General features: G+C 47.1%; 12 protein-coding genes. 7 read left to right on the top strand and 5 right to left on the bottom strand.

Annotated elements, in window-relative coordinates; translation table 11 throughout:
* Nucleotides 1–70 precede the first annotated feature (70 nt).
* The 5 genes from AOA63_RS09170 to AOA63_RS09150 all read right to left on the bottom strand — a co-directional run bounded on the left by AOA63_RS09170 (nt 71) and on the right by AOA63_RS09150 (nt 7,981).
* Nucleotides 71–1,291: an MFS transporter gene (locus AOA63_RS09170; protein WP_053959415.1), complete on the bottom strand. Its 1,221-nt coding sequence runs from the start codon at nt 1,289–1,291 to the stop codon at nt 71–73.
* Nucleotides 1,284–4,349, bottom strand: a complete 3,066-nt coding sequence (locus tag AOA63_RS09165; protein ID WP_053959414.1) for a WD40/YVTN/BNR-like repeat-containing protein — start codon at nt 4,347–4,349, stop codon at nt 1,284–1,286. The genes AOA63_RS09170 and AOA63_RS09165 overlap by 8 nt, the downstream gene beginning before the upstream one ends.
* Before the next feature lie 32 nt (nt 4,350–4,381).
* Entirely contained in the window at nt 4,382–6,031 is a 1,650-nt protein-coding gene (locus AOA63_RS09160) for a peptide ABC transporter substrate-binding protein (RefSeq protein ID WP_053959413.1), read from the bottom strand.
* 83 nt (nt 6,032–6,114) lie between these two features.
* Nucleotides 6,115–7,005, bottom strand: coding sequence for an ABC transporter permease (locus AOA63_RS09155; RefSeq protein ID WP_053959412.1), 891 nt, complete (start codon nt 7,003–7,005; stop codon nt 6,115–6,117).
* Nucleotides 7,006–7,021: 16 nt separating this feature from the next.
* Nucleotides 7,022–7,981: an ABC transporter permease gene (locus AOA63_RS09150; protein ID WP_053959411.1), complete on the bottom strand. Its 960-nt coding sequence runs from the start codon at nt 7,979–7,981 to the stop codon at nt 7,022–7,024.
* A gap of 402 nt (nt 7,982–8,383) precedes the next feature.
* Here AOA63_RS09150 and AOA63_RS09145 point away from each other — a divergent pair, with 402 nt between their 5' ends.
* From AOA63_RS09145 to AOA63_RS09115, 7 genes are all read left to right on the top strand, one after another.
* Complete coding sequence (locus AOA63_RS09145) at nt 8,384–10,309, top strand: hypothetical protein (protein ID WP_053959410.1); 1,926 nt, start codon at nt 8,384–8,386, stop codon at nt 10,307–10,309.
* 77 nt (nt 10,310–10,386) lie between these two features.
* Nucleotides 10,387–11,004 (top strand): OmpA family protein, encoded by a 618-nt coding sequence (locus tag AOA63_RS09140; RefSeq protein WP_242848305.1) that lies wholly within the window; start codon nt 10,387–10,389, stop codon nt 11,002–11,004.
* Entirely contained in the window at nt 11,001–12,179 is a 1,179-nt protein-coding gene (locus tag AOA63_RS09135) for an EH signature domain-containing protein (RefSeq protein ID WP_053959408.1), read from the top strand. Before AOA63_RS09140 ends, AOA63_RS09135 begins: the two co-directional genes overlap by 4 nt.
* Nucleotides 12,180–12,194: 15 nt before the next feature.
* Nucleotides 12,195–14,921 carry a DEAD/DEAH box helicase gene (locus AOA63_RS09130; protein WP_082343863.1) on the top strand — a complete coding sequence of 909 codons (2,727 nt, stop codon included), beginning with the start codon at nt 12,195–12,197 and terminating at the stop codon, nt 14,919–14,921.
* 285 nt (nt 14,922–15,206) lie between these two features.
* On the top strand, nt 15,207–15,683 hold the full coding sequence (gene brxF / locus AOA63_RS09125; RefSeq protein WP_053959406.1) for a BREX-3 system P-loop-containing protein BrxF: 477 nt from the start codon (nt 15,207–15,209) through the stop codon (nt 15,681–15,683).
* Nucleotides 15,680–19,390 (top strand): DUF6079 family protein, encoded by a 3,711-nt coding sequence (locus AOA63_RS09120; protein ID WP_053959405.1) that lies wholly within the window; start codon nt 15,680–15,682, stop codon nt 19,388–19,390. Before brxF ends, AOA63_RS09120 begins: the two co-directional genes overlap by 4 nt.
* Before the next feature lie 373 nt (nt 19,391–19,763).
* The gene (locus tag AOA63_RS09115) at nt 19,764–20,447 is read left to right on the top strand and encodes an IS66 family transposase (protein WP_082343862.1); all 684 of its coding nucleotides are present in this window, start codon (nt 19,764–19,766) and stop codon (nt 20,445–20,447) included.
* Nucleotides 20,448–20,460: the final 13 nt, after the last annotated feature.

Below are 20,460 nucleotides of genomic sequence, written 5' to 3'. Positions count from 1 at the left end.
AGAGAGATGCCAAGCGAAAGATTACTTAATGATGTATTGACCTGTTTTGAGAAATCCGCCAATTAAGGCTCTAATCTTGGGACAGGGAGGAAGTATGTAATTTTTGGCGGCGGATGAAAACAGTGGGGAATTGGGTAGTTAAAAGACTGAGGCTGACAACGGCGCCCAAAAAATCCGTTAATGCAAATCCGCTGAGAGCGGTAACTGTATGACCCGTGATCGCGAGAGATCCGAATATAAGCACGCCGACCAGACTTCCCAATCGTCCCATCAATTCAGCCATTCCTTGACCTGAAGTATGAATCCTTGGACCAAAGAGAAGAGCCGGAATAAGGACGGTCGTCTTATCGGGCCCCGCTGATCCCCAGAATAAGGCTGATGTGAGCATGACTATGGTGAGCCACGGGGACCCATGAACCAATAAGGTGACAACTGCCGCGACAAAGCTAAGAGCTCGCAAGCAAAAGCCTATAATCTGCCACTTGACGGGTCCTATCAATGGCACAATCTGCAAGGCGACGATAAAAGCGGGCAACACCAATAACTTGATAATCGAAGAGCCCCAGTGGACGGTCGTTGCCATGACTTTTAACAAGATTGATGGTAAAAACAAGGCTAATCCTTGTCCGCTGATTTGGTGAAGAGCCCAGGGCACGCCAGTTTGGATGATGTGGGTGCGCGTGCTTGGTGTGATCAGAGACCGAGCCCACTGGGTATAACTTGTTACGCGTTGTTGTTGCCACACACGGCTTTCTGGCAATTGATGGCGCCATAAGGCTAAAGGAATCCCCCACAAGAGGCTGAGAGCAAAGGGCATACGGTACCAGTGCAGGTGCCGGCTCAACGCATCTATGGCATAGGCTAGCCATTGGCCGACGTCACCCAATCCTAACACGGCGATAACCATCCGTGAGGTGTTTCCTAATTCCACAATGTAGGGAAAGACAATGGCAAAATCGCTGCCAAGACCTATTCCTAAGAGTATCCGGGCGCCAATGATAGTGCTAGGTGAATAGAGCACCAAAGCTGCAGCACTGCTTAGCAAAATGATGAGCCAATTCCACTGGAGGATCGTAACACGTCCAACGCGGTCACTAAGCAGTCCTAAAACCAGTCCGCCCCCTGCCATTCCTAATAAGGGAGCGGCGTTGATTAAGGACAATGTAGCTGGTTCCAGATGCCATACCTCGCGAAAATGGTGAAGAAGACCGGATGTAAGAGTTAAATTATAGGTTGCTACGAAGATGCTAATCAGGGAAAAGATAAAAATAACCTGTCGTGAATTAGTCATCGGCTTGTATCCGAACCCCTATGGGAGTATATCCTTCCGTATATAGCAACTGATTCAACTCCTGCACCTGTTTAATCAGGCTCTCCCAGGAACTCTGAATCTCAAGAACACGGCGATGGAGGTCGGCAAAAGCTTGGTGCATCGCCGTAGTGGGACTGCCATAAGTGGCGGCCACCCAGCGCGCCAAAGACGTTAATTTGCCATTGAGTTGAATTGGATAATTTAACAGGTCTTTGGGACTGACGGCTTTGGACTGGTTTAGCTGGTTACTGAGTAAATCAATCTGTTCTAAAATATGCTGGGATAACTTGGCGGAATCCGATTCAATGATAAAGTCATTATTCTTTTGCCATCGATCCAGGGTATCTCTGATGGTCACCATGTCTTTGAACAAATGATGCACTTCGCTTAAGGTATCTCTGATATCCATTAACAGCTTCCATCGTTGTTGCAGATCAGAAGCGCTGGTGTGGGGAAGAGGAACCGTTTGAAAGGTTGCATTAATCGTGTCTTTACCCGTGGCCAATTCTACAATGTACGTCCCCGGAGGTGCCAATGGTCCTTTCATTCGGCCCCCACGAAAGACAGCCCCGTCAAGATTTTCTGCTTCAGGATAACGCCCGGACCATCGCCAGCAGTGAAGTCCTTTGCAAACGGCAAGACTGTCTCGTTCGCTGACCGTGGTGATGGGCACTCCTTCACTATCTTTTATGGTGATTGTGAGATGTTCGACATCGTCAGGTAACTGATAATAGATGGGAATTCCCTCCGGAGGATTTTGGCCCGCATCAACAAATTCTACGCGTTGATTCGCTAGTTTCCATCGTGTTGTATAAGGTCCGGTGGAAACAAAGCCTTCGCGTTTATCCTCTGTGGATAAACGGGCCGGCTCTGGCCATATCATTTGTGTAGGCGCGACCGCTACCGCTAACCCATCAATGTTAGATGCTGAAAATACCCGTAAAGGCGTCAGATCGTCGAGAACCCAAAATGATCGGCCATGTGTGGCAGCCACCAAGGAATTTCCGCTCACCATTAAATCATGCACGGGTACGAGCGGTAATTCGTAATTTAGGGTGAACCAATGATGACCCATATCAGGAGAATAGAAGACGCCAATTTCTGTTCCTGAGAAGAGCAAATGGGGATTGACTGTATCTTCTCGCACGATACGGACCACCGCGTCCACGGGAAAATCGGAATGACAAGATGTCCAGGTATGCCCATAATCATCCGAGCGCCACAAATATGGGCTGAGATCATCCAGCTTGTACCGGTTAGCCGCAACGTAAACACGGCCGGGCACATGATGGGAGGGTTCAATGCCGCTAATAAAGGTCCAAGGAGGGGTTCCCTCGGGAGTCACGTCATGCCAAGTTTGTCCTCCATCCCGGGAGCAGTGTACCCGGCCATCATCTGATCCTGTCCAAATCTCTTCTCCTGTCAACGGGCTGATGGCAATGACACTAAGTGTCCCAAAATATTCCACACTGGTGTTATCTTTGGTTATAGGACCTCCTGATGGTTCCATTTTGTTGGGATCAGCCCGTGTCAGGTCGGGACTCATGACGTCCCAAGATTGTCCTTCATCAAGACTGCGGAAGACAACTTGGGCCCCCGCATAAAGGGCATAGGGGGGGTGAGGGTCTATAGCTATAGGGAAGGTCCAGTTAAACCGGTAGCGAAGACTGCCCGCTCCATGCCCCGCTTGATCTTCAGGCCAGGGAGTAATCACCCGAGTGGTGCCCTCATGTTGGTTGTAACGCGTTAACAAACCATAGTTGCCAGCAAAGACGATGTGATTGTGGGCTGGATGGACGACAATATACCCGCTTTCTCCGCCCCCAACTTCACCCAATTCCGCCACCGTGATTGCGGATTTAAAGCTGCGAAGAGGGACGGAAATACTGCTGTTGTCTTGCTGAGTGCCGTAAACACGGGGCGGAACCTGGTGATCCACAGCTAGATGATAAAATTGGGCAGTGGGTTGGTTCAAAATCGTCGACCAGGACTGGCCCCCGTCTAGACTAACGGCAGCACCTCCATCGTGGCCATTAATCATGCGTTGCGAATTGTGGGGATCGATCCACAGATCATGATGGTCGACATGCGGGGTCGGGATGCTTTCAAAATGCCGTCCATAATCGGTTGAACGCAGAAATTCAAAATTGAGCACATAAACCGTACCAGACACTTTGGGATCAGCAAAAATGTGACTAAAATACCAGGGGCGTTGGCGAACTTCCGGATCTTGGGTAGCCAGTTCCCAATGATCACCCCCATCACGGGACATAAAGATTCCGCCCTCAGGGGCTTCAAGGGACATGTACAAAAGATCTTCCTGGGCGCCTGAGGCACTGATTCCTATGCGGCCGAAGGGACCGTGGGGAAGGCCTGGGGACTGGCTAAGATTAGTCCATGTGTTACCCCCGTCTTCGCTTCGCCACAATCCACTTCCGGGACCGCCTGAGGTGAAATTCCAAGGTTCGCGTTTAACCTGGTACATGGCTGCCCACAGACGCCGTGGATTAAAAGGATCCAACACTAGGTCAGTCGCACCGGTTTCTGGATTTAAATACAATACGCGTTCCCAAGTTTTTCCGCCGTCGCGGGTTCGAAACACTCCCCGTTCGGTATTTGGGCCAAAAGCATGGCCGACAGCCGCCACGTAAACCCAATTGGGTTGAGAAGGGTGGATGCGAATGCGAGCAATGTGACGGGAATCCTTTAAACCCTGGAATTCCCAATGCCGACCGCCGTCAAGCGTGCGAAACACTCCTTGACCGTGGGTCACATTACCGCGAAGACATCCTTCTCCGGTTGCCGCATAGAGAATATTTGGGTCTGTAAGAGAGATGTCCAAGGCTCCGATAGACCAGGCGTGTAAACGCTGATCGGAAATATTATGCCAGCTTATGCCAGCATCTGTCGTTTTCCAGACACCGCCTGCAACAGCCCCGAAATAAAAGGTTTGAGAATGCCACGGATGACCGGTTACGGCGACAACCCGCCCTCCACGAAAAGGACCAATCAACCGCCATGACATCAAGTCTTTCACAGCGTTTACACCTCCTAATCATCAAATGGGAATTATTTGGTTAACTGCCAATCCCAACAATTCCATGTGTCTACTGACCAAGGATTAGGCTGATATCCAGACATATTGATTGATGCGGAAACTCCTTGAGGACTGTAATAGAAAAGATCGGGGAGATCGTTGTGCAAGATTTGTTCAACACGGAACAGGTAGGGACGGCGTTGGGACTCGGTCACCAGTGTGCTTTGGGCTTGAAGCAAGGACGTTACGGTTGGGTTATTATAAGCTCCAAAGTTTTCCGCACCACCCGGCTCATACATGACTTGGGGCCGGACACCGGGATCAAGTCCCTGGCCATATTCATACTCGGCCAAGTCCCATGGCTTGCCATCAGGAAGTATCGTGCCGAAAAATTCGTTGGCGGGGTAATTGCGGATGACTAAATTAATCCCGACTTGCTTGAGCCAAAATTGCAACAAGCGCTCTGTCGCATCGCGGTAAGGGTTCCCGGCTGTCGTGGAGTAAATTAGACTCAGTTCTTGACCGTTTTTGGTGCGAAACCCATTGGAGCCCATTTTCCATCCCGCTGCTGTCAACAACGCATCCGCTTTTTGGGGGTTATACGGGTAGGGTTTGACTTGGGGGTCATAGGCCCAAGCATCAGGAGGTTGATCGGCCCCAACCAGTGTTGCATGGCCCATCCAGACCTTTGAGACCAAAGCCGGCCGATCGATGGCATATTCTAACGCTTGCCGTACCTTGACATTGTCTAAAACTGGATCGCGCATATTCACCACCGCCATCTCTTCGTTGGGTGCAGAGGTAAAGAAGACTTTGGCGCCGGAGATAGCGGATAAGGGTTGTGCTTGCTCGATAGGAGCAAAATAGTAGACATTGATCGCATGGGACTGGGCATCAGCCAACAAGGTGTTTTCATTCGGAATGACCTTGAAGATAATTTGGCTGGCTTTGGGCTTGGGTCCCCACCAGTAGGGATTGCGCTCGACAGTAATAGCAACCCCGGGAATCCAGCTTTTGAACATGAAAGGTCCATCACTCACTGATGGATCGACATTAAAATGAGCGGTGTTCACTTGGCTGGCAGGAATATTTTTGAAGACTGAGTACGGCAAAATGCCAGGACTACTGCCTGTAAACACGGTGTCGATTAGAGGAGCAAATGGCGCGTTTAGAATCAGTTGGAAGCTATAAGGACTCAATATCTTGAACGTTTTGACGTCAGACCAGCCTAGTTTGGTAACAGCATTGACCGCTGGATTGGTGATTAATTTATACGTTTCCCATACATCTTTACTCGTGATAGGTTGTCCATTTGACCATTTCAGCCCTTGTTTGAGGTGAAATGTATACACTAAACCGTTAGCGGAAATCCCGCCATTGGCGACAGTCGGTACGACGGTGGCAATATCGGGTTCTAAGGTACCGTTGGGTAACACTTGAAACAGATTGTGAAACATGGATGTTTTAACAATTGCTGCGAAAGTCATATTGGGACCGAGGATCGGGTTTAAGTTATCAGGCTCTTCAAAAATCCCGTCGACGACAGTACCGTTGGCAACAGCCGTAGTTTTCGTTGTGGTTGTTCCTTGGGATGTCGGGGTGGAGGGGGATCCGCACCCAGCGGCAATCGCCGTTAAAGTCAGAGTAGTCGCTAACCATGTTAGTGGACGTTGTATAGACAACCTCTATTCACTCCTTGAGTTAAGATGATAGGAAATAAAGAACAGAATATTCTCGATTTTGTGGAAATCATATCTTATATGAACTAACGCACGTCTAATGCGTGACGCAGTCCATCACCCACCAGGTTTACGGACAAAATGACAATAAATATCATGAGCCCGGGAAAAAAGGCCATCCAGGGAGCGGTTGTCAAATAGGTTTGGGCCTGGTTCAATAAATATCCCCAGGAAATATTGGGCGGCTGCAAACCCGCGCCGAGAAAACTCATTGTAGACTCCGTCAATATGGCTTGACCCACGAGTAGGGTGGCATTCACAATAAGCGGCGGCAGGGCGTTGGGAAGAATATGGCGAATGATAATGCGGGTGTCTGTCATTCCCATGGCCCGGGCAGCTTCCACGAAGTCGCGTGATTTGAACGTGAGAAATTGGCTGCGCAAGATGCGCGCTGGAAACATCCATGCCGTGAGCCCAATGACGAGAACCACCGTGACAGGATGGGGACCGGTCAGCGCGGTGACGAGAAGAATAATAAAGAGCACCGGAGTGGATAAGGCGATATCCGTTAACCGCATGAGGATGCCGTCAATGATGCCGCCATAATAACCAGCGGTCGAACCAATGGCGGTCCCTACGGTAATCGCCACAATGGCACTAAAAATGCCGACTGCTATCGAAACGCGCCCTCCGTAGAGCACTTCGGTAAACAAATCGATTCCCACATCATCTGTACCCATGAGGTGATGGAAACTCGGCGGGGCGAGAAGGGCATTGAGATCGGGTGCGTTTAAAGGGTAAGGGGCAATAACGGGTGCGAGAATCGAGGCCAATGTGACGATGGTCAACAACACTAAACCTAGTAATGCAGGTCGATGTGATTTGAATCGCCCGATAAAGCGATTGGATTGCACCTTGGTCTCAGGCAGAGAATCTTTCACATCCTCAAGAGAGGCATCAAAGAGGGGCAGTGACATGATAAGAATCCTCCGGTTATTGGTATAGGATACGAATTCGTGGGTCCAAGACGGCATATAAAATGTCGGCCACAATATTGGCAAACACAATCACAACGGACAAAAATGAGACGATGACCAGAAGAACGGGGTAATCGCCTTGTGAGAGTGCTTGAATAAACAAGCGGCCCATGCCGGGCCACGAAAAAATCGTTTCCACTACAACTGACCCTCCAAACAAGTAGGCGGTATCTAATACCATGACGGTAATAACGGGTAACAAGGCATTGCGCAAGGCGTGTTTCCAAATCACGACATGCTCTCCAACCCCTTTGGCTCGAGCGGTGCGGACATAGTCCTGGTTTAGCACATCTAACATCGCAGCGCGCACATAACGGCTTTCTTGCGCGACAATGTAAAACGCAAGGACTGTGGCCGGAAGAATCAAGTGGCGCAAAGCATCCCCTATGGAAAATGGCTGACCGGCAGTGAGAATGCCTCCCGAGGGTAGCCAATGGAGGTCGACCGAAAAAAGTATGATCAAAAGCAATCCGAACCAAAATGCCGGAACGGCAATGCCAATATAACTCAGTGTGGTAAAAAGGTGATCCCACTTCGAACGATAGTGGACAGCACTATACACGCCGATGACAAATGCCGTCGACGTCGCTAACAGAAATGCGGCGCCCATGAGTTCTAATGTAGCTGGCAAACGTTGAAGCATCATCTGGGTTGCGGGAAGCCCGTAAATATAGGAATAACCAAAGTTGCCACGCAGCGCTCCACTAAGCCAATGCCAATATTGGACATATAAAGGTGCGGTCAACCCTAAGTTCACCGCCACTTGGTGGAGCTGGGCAGCACTGACCCCTGGTTGATTTCTGTAGAGGGCTAGAGGACCTCCGGGCAACACGTGAACGAGTATAAACATTAGAACGCTAATGCCAAATAGCACAGGAATGGACTGCATTAAGCGCCGCACTAAGAAACTTCCCATGGTGTTTCTCCCTCACGACGATGTGTGAAGACTTGGTTGTTCTGGAAAGAATGATTGTCAGAGATTTTTGATAGAGAGAGAAAAGTTGACGATAAATGTGTTCATTAGAAGAAAATCATAAGGATTGTAGCGAAATTATGACATATCCTCCGAAAAAAATGAATAGATATACCATGCTTTTGGTCATTTCACCAATTTGTAAGGGCATATTCATTAAGACATGACACGGTATGGGCATGAAACGATGTAACGTGGGCCTCTTTGGCAATACATTGTATAAAAGAAAAATTTTACCTTATCTGACAAGATTAGAGAGGATTTTGGGGCATTGTCGTCGAATTTGCCTCACCATCATGCCTTGCTTTGCTCAATCAGTCACATAATAAAGAAAGAGGATTAGAGATGTGGAATCCTGGGGAACTCATATTTGGGTTGATTCATTTAGCCCAAGGTATAAATAACTTTGGCGCTTTATATATTTGGATTTTAATTTTATTTACTGTAGGGGTGGGAACTTGGCGTTTCGTGGTAGAAAGAGCAGTGTTTCATGAAGTTCGAAACTTAACCCAGGATTTGGTCGACATTCCGGGAGAGGATCCTCGGATTCAGTTACAAGAGTGGTTCACCAAGCAACCGAAGACTCCTAAGCTAAACCCTTTGTGGGAACAATACCGCAAGGCCCTTCAGATGCATGACGCTAACGGTGAACCCGCAGTGGTCGATCCTCTTCGCTATTTTTCTGAGTATGCGATTTTATATCATATTGCCCATCGCCGCATCACCGAGATTATTCCTTCGTTGTTAACGATGGCAGGGATTTTGGGAACCTTTTTGGGTTTGGTAGCGGGTCTTCATGGGCTTAATATCAATTCCCCTAATGAGTTGAATTCGGGAATTGGCCAACTTGTGGAGGGACTAAGTCTAAAATTTACCTCGTCAGTATTTGGGATTTTGTTTGCACTGTCATGGATTTTAGTCGATAGAATGTTTTGGAGTCCCAAACTTGAGAAAGCGGTCATCGATCTCTTGGATCGTTTAGAAAAATTGTTTGAGGTGCCGCCGGAAGAATTTTTGTTGCACCAACTCACGCTGCTACAAAAAGCCCAACGCGATGATTTATCGACACTCGTCACTGACGCGCTAATTCCCCAGTTAATCGGGGGGTTTCAAGACGCCCTGTCTAAGATCCTGGTTCCCGAAATTCACCAGTTGGGCGTAAAAGAAGAAGAGACCGTCGCCCATTTAAATGCCTTAGGCGAAGAACTGACCAAAATGGCAGAAAAAACGACGCAGACTCAAATGAGTGGGCTTGAGCAGATTGCCCATACCTTTATAGATCAAGTCAGCATGCAAACCGTTGAATTAACGCGTTCGTTACATGAAGCCTTTGCGCGAACGGTAGAGGTCCAACATGAAATATTAGATATCGCACGTCAAGCATTTCAAGAAGCTCAGCGCAGTATGGAACAAGCAGAACAAGTGAACCAAGTTCAGCTTGAACTCTGGAACCAAAGTGCAACGATTCACCGTCAACTTCTCGAAAGTGCTGGGTACTGGTCGCAATTTGTAGAATCCTTAAAAGAGGTGACACAAGGGTTAGAAAGTCGGTTGGATCATTTCTTTAGCCAGATGGAAACACAATCGGTGGGTTTTGTCGAACGTTTTCAACTTATTGAACAAGCCATGTTAAGAGATCTGCAAAGTTTGGTTTCCGAGATGAAAGATGTTATGGAGGTCATTGAATCAGAAAAGCTGATGCTGTCGACTGCCCAGGAGCATTTTCATGATGAACAGTTGCGCTTTGCCGATCACATGTCCTCGGCCATAAACCGTTTTCCCGCATTGGTTCAAGAGTTGACAACATCGGTGCGGGATACAGAGGAAAAAGCGAGTCAGGCCTTGACGCAGTGGGCAACAGCCATGACGCACTACGGGGAGTCGATGAATCAAGTCTTATCCAATCATATGACGGAATTGCAAGGGCTTCAGACCGCAATGGCTGAGGAAATGTTGCGGTTAACCGCAACTTTCACTTCCACCGCCCAGACGCTTCAGAACCATATGGGGAAAGCCATGGATACCCTTCAGGAAAATCTTCACACAGGCCTTCAATATACCTTTTCACAATTTGACAACGAACTGGCTCAAGCTGTGGATTATCTGTCCAATGGGGTGAAAGTGGTCGAACATGGTGTAAAAACTCTTGCGATTCCCGTTCAACAGGTGGACGAAGCGGCAAAAACATTACACTACCATATGAATGCCCTCTCACAACTAATGAGTAGGTTTCAGTACCCGATTCCGCAAGATGAGGTGAACCGCTCATGATGGTACGGCGGCATAGGGGCAGGCATGGTGAGCGATCTCCAAGTGAATTTGATCACTGGATAATGTATTCGGATCTTATGGCCGGTTTGGTTATGATGTTCATATTGTTTTTGGCAGCGAGTGTTTTAACCTATCACCATTTATTACAGCAAAAAGAAGCCCGCATTAATGCTTTGTTAGGAGTTCAAACAGCGATTGTGCATTCATTGGAACAGGAATTTCAAAAATCTCATCTGCATATGACGATAAATCCGAAGACCGGCGATATACAATTTGCCAGCGATGTGTTTTTTGCCTTTAATTCCTACAAAGTCTCTCCAGCCGGGGTCAAAAGCCTCAAATCCTTCATTCCGGCCTATATTTCTGTGTTGTTGAGTCCAAAATACCGACAGGATATTTCGGCGATCGTTGTCGAGGGTTATACGGATCGGCAAGGAAGTTACCTGTACAATTTAAATCTCTCTCAAGAACGGGCGTTGGCAGTGGTGAACACCATTTTTAGTCCGGCTGTTGGCCCATTTCCTTATCAGGAAGAATTGCAGAAATATATTACCGCAGAAGGCCGTTCCTATAATGATCCGGTGTATATTCATGGCCGTTACAGTGCTAGTGCGTCCAGACGTGTAGTATTTTCTTTTAAACTGAATGACACGCAAATTATGGATGCTGTGCAAAGCACGGTGAATGGCCCATGACAACGGCGAATGGGTTTCGCTACGTGCCTGAAAAACTTCAGCAAAAGAGGCAAAACCTCGCAAAAGTGTATCCTCATGACCAAGACAATCCTCGATTTCTTGCGGCATTGCATAAGGGCCGTTTACCGCGTTTGTTAGAAATTCTTGAGGGTATGTCTGATATGCAAATTTTGCAATGGGCTGATACGATGGACCGTATCGACTTATATGTTCTCATTGTGTTTTATACAACACACGTGCCTGCATCACTGCATGCAAAGGTTCAACAACTCGCCAAAACACGGTGGGATGATTTGGTACTATCTTTGATTTGGGACATGTTTGTCGAATCTCCTGAAAGTGCTTATATCGAACTGATGCGTCTGATTCTTCATACCGTTGAACAATTCCCGTGGTGGTCAAAGACACCGCCGGCGATGGTGGAAGCCGTTCGTTTGGCGTTTTTAGAAAATGAGCCGTTAATAACCTGGGCAAACAGTTTGCGCCCGGGGGCGCTTGAATATGATCTGCAGGCTTTAGGTTTGTCGCGGCAACACACTTTGGCGCATGTTTTGGTGAGCCATGTTTTAGTTGCGGCGACCCCACTAATTTGGCAAGAAATCTTGGCGACGAAGAACTTTTCATGGTCTTCTTGGAGTGTCCAAATAGATGACAAATCACGGGGACGAGCCCAACAGGTGATGCGGTCGTATTTGTTAAAGGTTCCGGTAGATCAATACGATACGACAGTGATTCAGAGCTTTCTTGGAAAATGGGGCAATCCCGAACTTCCCACGGAAGCGTGGCGGAAAGTGGGTGATGATGCCCGTGAACGGGTCCGGCAATGGTTGCGTCTTCAACGCCTCAAACAATTTTTTAGCCAAGACAATGCCCGCTTCCAGTTTTGGAAAGGATACTTGGATCGTTGCCGCCACGTTGAAATTTGGGAGGAACTGACGGCACACTCTGCGGTGGTTCTGTATTTCGATAAGATTGTGGCTGTGGAATATTCCTATGTGGGAAATGCGTGTTACCTCTATTTACCTCAAGACATAGACATCGTTCGCCGTCATGCCCATAATTCGCTGCATTTAAAAGATCAGGAAAAAGCTCAAAGACGTTTATTGCACAGTGGGGCATGGCAGGAAAATTTTAAATGGGAGTTAGAATCCTATTTGGGCTTCCCCCATCGGTAGGTGAAAAGAAAAGATATGAAGCATAGCATACGAAGATTTTACACCGAGGACCATCCGCTGCCTGAGGGACTCGCAATTCGGTTGATGTATGGCGATAAGAGGCTGGAACTTCCATTAGTGGGCTTAGCCGTTTCCATGCGGCAATTAGTTCATGACGCGTCTTGGCCTAAATTAGCTCTGCTTGATGACTTATGGCATCAACAACTCCTCATATCTCACGGTGATAATGGTTATCTCGTGCCATGGTCCGTGTATTTCAACTTAGAGAAAGACGATTTGGAAGGCACAAATTGGCCTTTACCCGTGACGCCTCACGTCTCTTTATATTCAACGGGGAGTATTGTGCATCCCGGGTTTCGCATCCGTGCGGACGTCCGTTATCCAGGCTATGATGGAAACCTTTTATTATGGGGACGTCGCACAGGACCATGGATTGTAACAAGTAAAGGACCCCTCATGATGGATGCGGTAACCTACCGTCTGCTTACTTTATTAGAACAACCCGCGCCGACGGCATTGGAAGAAAAAATGGCATGGATGGCCGAAATTAAGGAAGTAGCCCAGAGTATTGAGGCAAAACTCGATGACTATTTAAACCGTGAAAACTATGTGCTGGTGGATGACATTGAAATACAGCCCGTCCTTGATGATCCGGAACACTTGCATTGTGAAATTCAGTACCGACATGAAGGTCTTGATGAAGGGGTATTGCGCGAGTTATCGGCGAATACGGCAGGATATATTGAAATTCGACATGGAACACAACGACAGCGTGTTGTTGCCAAGAGAGTGACAAAAGAACGCGTGCAGCAAATAAGAAGGCAGTTGCCATCTCTTTATGGAAGTCAAGTGCCCCAATTTCTCAAAAATCCGGAGGCTTTCATTCCGGAGAACTTAGCCATAGACCTGGCACAATTCTCACAGCGGGTACGGGGTTTGAAACTACGAGTTTACCGGGCACAGCCTTTTGTCAATGGGCAAGCGAACGATCGTGGGTGGTTCGAACTCGATGCAGGCGTGCGCGTAGAATTTTCGGGTGATGGGGAAGACCAAGCAGAACCGAAAATTTTGTCTTCTGAAATGATGCGGGATTTGGCCAATCACGCAACGGACGAGGACCGGTTTGTCCGTTTTGAAGATGGCTGGATTGAATTGCCGCATCATTACCGCGAAACGGTCAAAGCCATTGAGGAGATAACCCAACAAGGGCCAATTGCGCCTCACCGGCTTCCTTATGTACTAGATATTTTTACCAATCTCGATGTCATTGATTTTAATCAGCCGCTGCATGAACAGCTATCTCTAGATGATGAGGATATTCATACCGATATTCCTTCCAATTTTTGTGGACAGCTTTTACCTCATCAGTGGGAAGGATTTCAATTTTTGATTCGCCGGCACCGTCGCCAGTGGGGGGTGCTTTTGGCAGACGAAATGGGTTTAGGTAAGACCATTCAGGCTATCGCTTTCTTAACTTATCTCCAGCAAGATAATAAACGGCCGAACTTGATTGTGGCGCCACTGTCTGTATTAGACAATTGGAAAAGCGAAATTCATCGATTTGCACCGAGTTTACAGGTTTTGCATTACTACGGCCCGAACCGCCACGAAATGCGGCCCAAAATTGAGCATTACGATGTGGTGGTATCAACTTATGAGACTGTGACACGCGATCAATTGGAACTCGGCAAGATAAATTGGCATGGTGTCATTCTGGATGAAGCACAAAATATTAAGAATGTCTCGACGGCTCGTACTGAAGCGGTTAAAGCCTTAAAAAATCACTGTCGTATAGCAATGACGGGAACCCCGGTTGAAAATAGTTTGCGTGATTTATGGTCGCTCATTGATTTTGTGCAACCGGGATTTTTGGGGAGCCTTAAGGAATTTCGTGATCAATTTGAAAAGCCCACACGAGAAAACTCGCTGACTTCCGAGGTGGCAGCGCTATTGGAAAAACGCCTGACTCAAACTATCCGACCCATTTACCTGCGCCGAACCAAAAGTGAAGTCCAGTTAGACCTGCCGGAAAAGAAAATCCAAAAACATTGTGTGCCTCTCGGACCAGAACAAAAAGAGCTGTACCAGAAAATTGTTATGCAAGTGAAACAAGGAGAACTGAGTCGTCTGGCAGCGTTAGATTATTTACGCAATATTTTAGGCCATCCATGGGCATTAAGACCCCATGCCACATGGACAGCGCTGCCTTTTGAGAGAGTCCCCAAATTACATGAGACTTTGAAAATTCTTGAATCGGTAAAAACTCGTCATGAAAAAGCATTAATCTTCACGACTAGTCTGAGTTTGCAGCGGATGTTGCAAGAGTGGATCATGAAGGAATTCGATAAAATGGCTTACATCGTGAATGGTGAAACTTTCGATCGGCAAAATCTTGTTCAGCGATTTAATGCTGATGAAGGATTTGGTGTCATGATTTTAACTCCGCGTGCTGGTGGAGTAGGACTTACCATAACCGGAGCGAATCACGTGATCCACTATACCCGTTGGTGGAACCCTGCTGTGGAAAATCAGGCCACAGACCGGGTGCACCGTTTGGGGCAAAATCGCACGGTCACCGTTTATTATCCGCTGGCCGTGGACAGGGACTCCTTTACGCAACAGGGAACTGTAGATGAAATCGTGGACCGGCTCTTATCGGAGAAACAACTCTTAGCGGATTATGTTGTTGTGCCTTCTAGTGATCTGGATTTGGAACAAGAAATTTTACGTCAAACCTTTTAGGCTCACTTCGAGGTCAGTAATATCTAAACCCTATCTGCAAGTTGCTCTAGAGAAAATTATCATTGGTTAATAACAGAGAATAGAGTGATTTGATCGCTCCTTGATTTTGATGATTAGTTATCATCTGGAAAATTCATAATGGTTGCAGCACTCGTGAAGGATTATGCGTCCTTATGACGAATCTTATAAAATAGATATTGGCAAGGTATGAGTGTTTTACAGGGATCATGAATATGGGGAATGCTCTCTTCGCATAGGCAAGCCCAAGGAAATAGGAAGGGTGTCATGCAAGAAAGTTGGGATGTCATCAGCCAACAGGTCAAACAACTGCCTACCCAATTGCATCCTTTTTATGTCATTGCTGGAAAACCAGGGACGGGAAAAACTGCAATGGCTCGGCGGATCGCGGACGAGGGATTGGGTGTCTACGTTAACTTAAGTTTCGCGTTGGCCCAATATCTTCTGCGGCAGCAAGATATCGATTTGGTGAGTGTTCACGATCTGTTGATGTGTTGCGAGGAAATTTACTCATCGGGACTTTTCGTATTTGACAACATTGAATTGTTAATGACGTTAAAGCTTCAGGTCGTCCCCTTATTTCAGGAATTTTCCCGCTATCATCCTGCCGTCGTGATTTGGCCGGGCACCGTTGAGGACGGGATTTTTCAATATTCTATGCCGAATTTGGATGATTATTACTATTTTCGCGATATGTCAGTCTTGGTGACAACTCTGGAACACAAAAGTGGTGGGAATTTATGAAATATCATGATTTAATCCATTTTCAGCCGATTGAATCGGTGATTAAAGTACAAGAAGCCAATGAAAAAACGAAAGCTATGGAACTCGTTGGGAACTATGTGATCTCCGAGCGAATGGAAGAAGAAATTCGCGATCACATAGTTCCCAATCTTCAATTTGATGCGCCCTTTGATAATAAAGGGTTGTTGATTGTCGGAAATTACGGGACGGGTAAATCCCACTTGATGGCGGTCATCTCAACTATTGCTGAAAATGCCGAGGCCTTGACGGTTCTGCAAAATCAACGGGTGGCGAAATCATTCGAAGCAATAGCGGGAAAGTTTCATGTTGTACGGATGGAACTGGGAAGTACCAAAATTGATTTGCGCGATGCCATTTGCCTCGAGCTTGAGAAAGCGCTCAAACGGGAAGGAATTGATTACCAATTTCCTCCCGTCAACCGCATTATTAATAACAAGGAAAGTTTTGTGGACATGATGGGGATTTTTCATGAACACTTTCCGGAACAGGGTCTTTTGATTGTTGTGGATGAATTACTAGATTTTTTAAGAGCGCGTAACGAACAAGAAATTGTTCTAGATTTGGGATTTTTGCGGGAAATCGGTGAACTCGCTACGTCTACCCGTTTGAGGCTTATGGCTGGGATTCAAGAAATGCTCTTTGGTAATCCCCATTTTCAATTTGTGGCTGAGTCCATTAAACATGTGCAAGCCCGTTTCTTACAATTCCACATTGTGCGTCAAGATGTGGCGTATGTTGTTAGCCAACGGATTTTAGCCAAAACGGCTGAGCAAAAAACTTGGATTCGGCAATATCTCAAGCCTTTTATGCCCCTCTACCAGAGTTTGTCTACAGATATAGAGCGTTTTGTTGAGCTCTTTCCGGTTCACCCTCAATTTTTAACAACATTTGAACAGGTTTTGCTGGGAGAAAAACGCGAAATTCTGCGTACGATTAGTGATGAGATTCGGAGCTTATTGGACCAGGATGTTGACGAATCGACGCTTCGTCTATTAAGTTACGATAGTTACTGGGATTACTTGGATGCCAATACGGCACTGACTGCAGATCCCACCTTTGACAAGCTAAAGCGACGCACTCATTTAGCCTTAGAACGTGTTGAAAAGGGATTGGAATCTCCGCAATATTGGCCTGTGGCTCAACGCATTATTCGTGCCTTGGCCATTTCGCGTTTGACCACAGATGATTATGATTTACCCTTGGGCTTAACACCAGCCAATTTGCGCGATGACCTATGCTTGTATCTGCCCATGATGGTGATGGACATGAGTTTCCTCACCATTACGATTAACACGATTTGTGAACAAATATCCAGCATTTTAGGCCATCAGGTGATTCTTCACAACGAGACCAATGATCAGTACTACCTGGATATGGGGACTATGGTCGACTATGATGGGATGTTGAAAGATAAGGCCTCGGTTCTCAGTCCTGATACTCTCAACCGTCACTATTTTGAAGCATTGACGCGCATCTTGCAGCGGACAGACCTGCCTTATAAGCCTAATACGAGAATTTGGCGCTATGATGTGCCGTGGTTATCGCACAATGTGGAGCGCCCCGGTTATTTATTTCTGGGGACTCCTAATGAGCGCTCCACAGCACAACCGCCACGGGAGTTTTATGTCTATTTTCTTCCGCCTTTCAAAACGAGCCGTTTTGAGGATGAAGGGCGTGACGATGACGTGTTTTTCCGTCTTGCTGAAATGAATGACGAGTTGACAGATATGTTGCGTTATTATGCCGCTGCGAGAGAACTCGCCAATGATTCTCCAAGCAATAGTCCTGCGAGAAGGGAATATACAATCCGCAGCGACCGGGCGCTTAAGAATTTCAATGACTGGTTAGGTCAGCATTTTATAACGCATTTTGAAGTGGTGTATGAACGTCAACCCAGACGTCTTGCTGGTGTCGTCAAAAACCTCAATTTGCCGTCAGATACGCTGATTCATGAGATGGTGCCTAAGATTGCGGGCTATTTTTTGGAAAAAGCATTTGAACGACAATGTGCTGGGTATCCATCATTTACTCCATTTAAAATGCCTGTCACTCAGTCTAGCCTCGAATCCTATGCCAAAGAAGCGATAGACCGCATAGCCGGAAAGTCGACTTCGGCAGCGACAGGGATGTTGCTTGAATCTTTAGGATTATTGGAAGACAACAAGATTCATCCCCGGCGTTCGCCCTATGCCAAGTGGGTTCTGGAACTCATGGAACAACAGCCAGCGCCGGCCCATCTGGTCAACCGGGGATTGTTGATTGAGGAGAAATTTACGCGCAACGGTGTAGAGGATGTGGCCTATACTCCCCAATTCCATTTGGAACCGGTTCTCCTCTTAGTGGTTTTGACTGCGCTCGTCTATAATGGCGATTTAGTGATTGCTGCGGGCAAAGTTAAACATGATGCGAGCCGCTTGAGCGACTGGGCAAAATTACCCCTTGTGGACAAGATTCATTTTAGTCATATTGAACGGCCTAAAGAAATGCCGTTGGCGGCGTTAATCGCGTTATTTGACATGTTCGATCTCAAACCGGTACTGATTCAGCAAGAGAACCAGCGAGAAACAGGTTTGCAAAATTTACAAGAACAACGCTACCGGGTCTTGGATGAGATCATACATTGGGAAAAGATTGCACAAGAAGGGATTAGGGTATGGGGCAAATCTTTATGGTCTGCCGAGGAGCAACAAATTTGGGCGGAATGGCTTCATACATTGCATCGGTTTCTTGATGAACTGAATAAATATAATACGGTCGGAAAACTGGTGGCATTTTCTTATACCTCTGAACAAATTAACGAATATGATAACATGTTACGGCGTTTGAAAAGGGAGTTCGAGCCCATTATCAAACGGGTTCAGGAAGTTCAGCCAATGTTGACCTACCTGGATAAGGCATCACAGGTCTTACCCTCAGACGATCCCTGGCAAAACGATGCTTTGCATCTTAAAGAGCGTGTGGTGGAGGATCTGAAGGGGGATGGAAGCATCACCCACATAAAACAACAGATCGCACCATTAATCGATCATTATCAGGAGATTTATTTCACTCTGCATAGGGAGCACCGATTGAACAAGGCGGATGATGAGCGCAAAGCCCAACTCGTCTCATCCCCCGAATGGCAAGCACTGGCTTCTTTGAAATTATTACCTGTAATCAGTGGAGAGCCGTTTGATCATCTTCAAAAGGAGTTAATGACTCTAAAGATGTGCAGCCGTTTGACCTCCACCGATCTTGTCCGTGACCCTGTATGTCCTCACTGTCATTTCAAACCTCTGGAAGAACAGCGAACCGTGCGGGATCTCAACTGGTTCGAAATGAAGATACAAGAGTTACTGGATCAGTGGACGCAAACTCTGTATGAATCGCTTCAAGATCCTTATTGCCAAGAGAGTTTGATCTATGTCGATAATGCATCGCGACCCTTCATTGAGGACTTTCTAAAGTCGGGAAAATTGCCTCTGCCTTTACCCCGCGGATTTGTTGAAGACATAAAGATTGTCCTTGGAGGAATCGAAGCTAAGGAAGTGACCATAGATATCTTGCGTAAACACTTGACTAACGCTAAGGCGTTAACAGCCGAAGAGGCTAAGGCTGCCTTGGTCAAAGTTATCGATGACGTGATTCGAGGGAGTGATGACCGCAGTAAAGTGCGGCTGGTGTTTAAACTCCCGGATGTTGACTAAGTAAGGCGTTTGGACAGTAAACCGTCGAGTTCTACACAGAGGGAACCCCTAATATTTAGACAAATTACCATATTGGTTAAGTATTCTCCGCGCGGCGTAGAGGACATCATCCGGAGCGGCTAGTTTCCGGGCGGCCGCAAGGTTTGTCATTGCCAGAGGTCGGCTGCGCAAGGAGTCTCCCCACCCTCGATTCCACATCTCAATTTTATACATTCGTGATCTCTGTAACGCTGAGAGGAATCGTGACGCGATTTTTCAGATTCAGCAACTGGACCTGGGGAAAGGAATTAAGGCCCCCAGTCAGATCAAACATTATTAATGAAATTTTTAGTCGAACAAGGAATTGGACCTATTCATGGCGAATTAATGATAGATGAAGATGTCATCCGAACGAACCTCTGGAAAATGGCTGACCGAAGTCATCCGGCTGGAACACAAAAGTGCGGAACGGCAGCAATATGTACCGTGGGGTGAAGATTCGTTTCACTTACTGAAGCATTGCCCATTGGGGGTATCCCAAGAACGGCACGTTGCCCGACGGTGGCAACACTTTAACGAAGCGGAACCCCTTGAAACGCTCAAGAATAAGATGCGGGAGCAGCCGGAACTGTCCTCAGTCCATTCGCCTGTCGGGCGAAGGAATACCGTGCATCAATTGCGGAGTTGCGCAGTCCTCGGCGACTTCTCCCGATGGTTGCGAGCGGAAAAATGTCACACCTTGCCTCGGAGGCCCATGGTCCAGGCAGTCACCTATTGCCTGAATCGATGGCAACCGCTTACGCAGTTTCTCGAAAATGGGCGGCTGCAGGTGGACGCTAATCGGAGTGACAGGGCCATCAAATCCCTTTGTGACGGCTCGCAAAATTGGCGTTTTGCCAACACGTTCTGGGCACATTGGGCACATTTAGAGACGCACTCTTATTTACAATATCTATTTGAGCCGTGGCCACAATACAACCTGGCCGATGTCGCAATCTGGGCCGATTGCTTACCCCGCTCACCCACGTTATCGACTTACATCTTTCACCGAAAACTCTCAAACATAACCAATTCCTAATGAAAATATTGAG

Origin of the sequence: Sulfobacillus thermosulfidooxidans, from assembly GCF_001280565.1 — a bacterium.
Classification (GTDB): domain Bacteria; phylum Bacillota; class Sulfobacillia; order Sulfobacillales; family Sulfobacillaceae; genus Sulfobacillus; species Sulfobacillus thermosulfidooxidans_A.
The sequence above is the reverse complement of the archived record's forward strand: the minus strand, read 5'-3'. Positions and strand labels throughout refer to the sequence as shown.

Bases quoted from the DNA above. Each gene is read 5' to 3' on its own strand.
- AOA63_RS09170 (WP_053959415.1), bottom strand. From the start codon at position 1,291: ATGACTAATTCACGACAGGTTATTTTTATCTTTTCCCTGATTAGCATC.
- AOA63_RS09155 (WP_053959412.1), bottom strand. From the start codon at position 7,005: ATGTCACTGCCCCTCTTTGATGCCTCTCTTGAGGATGTGAAAGATTCT.
- AOA63_RS09150 (WP_053959411.1), bottom strand. From the start codon at position 7,981: ATGGGAAGTTTCTTAGTGCGGCGCTTAATGCAGTCCATTCCTGTGCTA.
- AOA63_RS09145 (WP_053959410.1), top strand. From the start codon at position 8,384: ATGTGGAATCCTGGGGAACTCATATTTGGGTTGATTCATTTAGCCCAA.
- AOA63_RS09140 (WP_242848305.1), top strand. From the start codon at position 10,387: ATGGCCGGTTTGGTTATGATGTTCATATTGTTTTTGGCAGCGAGTGTT.
- AOA63_RS09135 (WP_053959408.1), top strand. From the start codon at position 11,001: ATGACAACGGCGAATGGGTTTCGCTACGTGCCTGAAAAACTTCAGCAA.
- AOA63_RS09130 (WP_082343863.1), top strand. From the start codon at position 12,195: ATGAAGCATAGCATACGAAGATTTTACACCGAGGACCATCCGCTGCCT.
- brxF (WP_053959406.1), top strand. From the start codon at position 15,207: ATGCAAGAAAGTTGGGATGTCATCAGCCAACAGGTCAAACAACTGCCT.
- AOA63_RS09120 (WP_053959405.1), top strand. From the start codon at position 15,680: ATGAAATATCATGATTTAATCCATTTTCAGCCGATTGAATCGGTGATT.
- AOA63_RS09115 (WP_082343862.1), top strand. From the start codon at position 19,764: ATGAAGATGTCATCCGAACGAACCTCTGGAAAATGGCTGACCGAAGTC.